Annotated in this window: 3 protein-coding genes and 1 pseudogene; 1 reads left to right on the forward strand and 3 read right to left on the reverse strand. The window is 56.2% G+C overall.

Annotation, left to right across the window (positions count from 1 at the left end; translation table 11 throughout):
• Nucleotides 1-28: 28 nt before the first annotated feature.
• Nucleotides 29-127, forward strand: a pseudogene (locus L6990_RS11735) (IS481 family transposase); the annotation flags it as partial.
• Between the two features lie 105 nt (nt 128-232).
• Here L6990_RS11735 and L6990_RS11740 read toward each other — a convergent pair.
• From L6990_RS11740 to L6990_RS11750, 3 genes are all read right to left on the reverse strand, one after another.
• Entirely contained in the window at nt 233-1,069 is an 837-nt protein-coding gene (locus tag L6990_RS11740; protein ID WP_000480968.1) for an aminoglycoside O-phosphotransferase APH(6)-Id, read from the reverse strand.
• Entirely contained in the window at nt 1,069-1,872 is an 804-nt protein-coding gene (gene aph(3'')-Ib / locus L6990_RS11745; protein WP_001082319.1) for an aminoglycoside O-phosphotransferase APH(3'')-Ib, read from the reverse strand. The genes L6990_RS11740 and aph(3'')-Ib overlap by 1 nt, the downstream gene beginning before the upstream one ends.
• Before the next feature lie 65 nt (nt 1,873-1,937).
• Nucleotides 1,938-2,306 (reverse strand): recombinase family protein, encoded by a 369-nt coding sequence (locus L6990_RS11750; protein ID WP_012360778.1) that lies wholly within the window; start codon nt 2,304-2,306, stop codon nt 1,938-1,940.
• Nucleotides 2,307-2,385 lie beyond the last annotated feature (79 nt).

Raw genomic sequence — 2,385 nt, forward strand, 5'->3', positions numbered from 1 at the left:
TTACGAAGACCGCGGCGGAGGCCAATTGATGACCCATCCGAACGCTCTTCTCACTCCTCGTGCCCGTCTCCGGTTAGCTCGGCTGATTGTCGAAGACGGCTATCCGGCCACGATCGCCGCAAAGATGGGGTCGTTTGCGGGAGAGGGCGAAATCCTACGCTAAGGCTTTGGCCAACGATATTCTCCGGTAAGATTGATGTGTTCCCAGGGGATAGGAGAAGTCGCTTGATATCTAGTATGACGTCTGTCGCACCTGCTTGATCGCGGCCGCGATAGCTAGATCGCGTTGCTCCTCTTCTCCATCCGCGTTCCAAGCTGCGGAAAGGCACCCATAAGCGTACGCCTGGTCGAGCAGGCGACGCGGATCGACGTCCAGCGCACGAGAGAATGCGTCCGCCATCTGTGCAATGCGTCTAGGATCGAGACAAAGGTCGTCTCTGTCAGCCGGATCGTAGAACATATTGGCGGCGCCAAAGCCCACTTCACCGACCAGACCGACGGGATCTATCACCAGCCAGCCGCGACTGGAGAACATGATGTTTTCATGATGCAGATCGCCATGTAGCCCACGCAGTTCCGAGGCATTGCTCATCATTTGATCGGCTATAATCGCCGCGTGGACGTAGTCAGTTTGACAACCTGCGTTTTGATCATCGCGCGCCCGCTGAAACAAAGCTGCAAAGCGATCCCGGATCGGGAGAAGGGCAGAAGGCAGGGGTTCCTCAGATGCGGCATACAGCTTCGCCATTAGTTCCGCTGCAATTTCGGTCGCCTGGTAGTCGCCGTGCTCGGCAACGATGTGAGAGAGCATTCGCTCCCCGGCATATTCGAGCAACATCAGATTGTTCTCACGACCGAGCAACCGGACTGCTCCCCTCCCATTGCGCCATACCAGATAGTCGGCCCCGCGCAGTTCATCAGCAATGTCTTCTATAGGTTTCAATCCCTTGACGATTGCAGGAGTCCCGTCTGGCAATGAAACTTTCCAAACGAGGCTGGAAAAGGTGTCCGCAATGAGAACAGGTTGCGAAACGTGCCAATGAGCAGGAAAAACAGGCGGCATGAACATCAACCCCAAGTCAGAGGGTCCAATCGCAGATAGAAGGCAAGGCGTTCGCGGTCGGGGGCTTCGATCCCCAATACATTGAATAGGACAGCGAAGGCGCGCTCTGCTTCATCTGGCGCTGCCCAGTTCTCTTCGGCGTTAGCAATCATGAGTGCCAAATCGGCATAGCGATCTGCTGTTCCGAGCCGCCCAAGGTCGATCAGACCCGTGCATTGAAGAGTTTTAGGGTCCACCATGAAGTTCGGCATGCAGGGATCACCATGGCAAACAACCATATCGGTGCGCTCTTGGTCGAGCCGCACCGGTAGCTCTCGTTCGACACGAGCCAAAAGATCGAGCTGCGGCGTACTCTTGTCCTCGTCCGGTAAGAAGTCGGGATTGACGGCATTGCGGGACACCACATCAACGGCGCGTCCGAACATTCGCGACAGCCTGCGCTCAAACGGACATTGATCAACCGATAGGCTGTGAACAGCGCCAAGTTGCTGCCCCATTGACGGCCACGCTTTGAGCAAATCCGCTCCAGACAGATCAGCCGCCGGTACTCCCGGAATTGCCGTTATCACCAAGCATGCACCCTCCTGTTCCTCCTGCCAGTTGATCACCTCGGGGCAAGCCACACCTCGACCTTTGAGCCAAATGAGGCGGTCACGCTCTCCAGCGAGCTCACCGCGGCGGGAAGCAGGTGCGATTTTCGCGAAGGCATGCCCGTCACCACGTCGAAAAACAAAATCACCAGATTCTCCGCCTCTGACAGGCAACCAGTCAGAATGCGATTCACCAAAAAAAATATTAGTTCGATTCAATGGAGGTTCCTTCAGTTTTCTGATGAAGCGCGGAGGTGGCTCAACCTGCGAAAAGAAACGAGTTGCTACGTAAGTCCGAGAACATGCTTTCCATGGTCTCTGAGCTCGCCTTTGGGACCGACATATCGGTAGAGAGTGACGCGCTCGATGCCGAGTTCCTTGCAGAGATCGGAAACTGAAGTATCGCGCTGGGCCATGGCGGCTTGCGCGAGACGCACCTGAGCTTTGGTGAGCGCGAATTTTCGTCCGCCCTTGCGACCGCGCGCTCTCGCGGAGGCGAGACCCGCCATGGTGCGCTCTCGGATCAGATCCCGCTCGAACTCGGCCAAGGTGGCGAAGATTCCGAACACCATGCGACCGGACGCAGTCGTGGTGTCGATCTGAGCGGGCACTGTTGCAAAGTTAGCGATGAGGCAGCCTTTTGTCTTATTCAAAGGCCTTACATTTCAAAAACTCTGCTTACCAGGCGCATTTCGCCCAGGGGATCACCATAATAAAATGCTGAGGCCTGGC

The sequence above is a fragment of the Rothia endophytica genome (genome assembly GCF_928381505.1).
GTDB classification, from domain to species: Bacteria; Actinomycetota; Actinomycetes; order Actinomycetales; family Micrococcaceae; genus Rothia; species Rothia endophytica_A.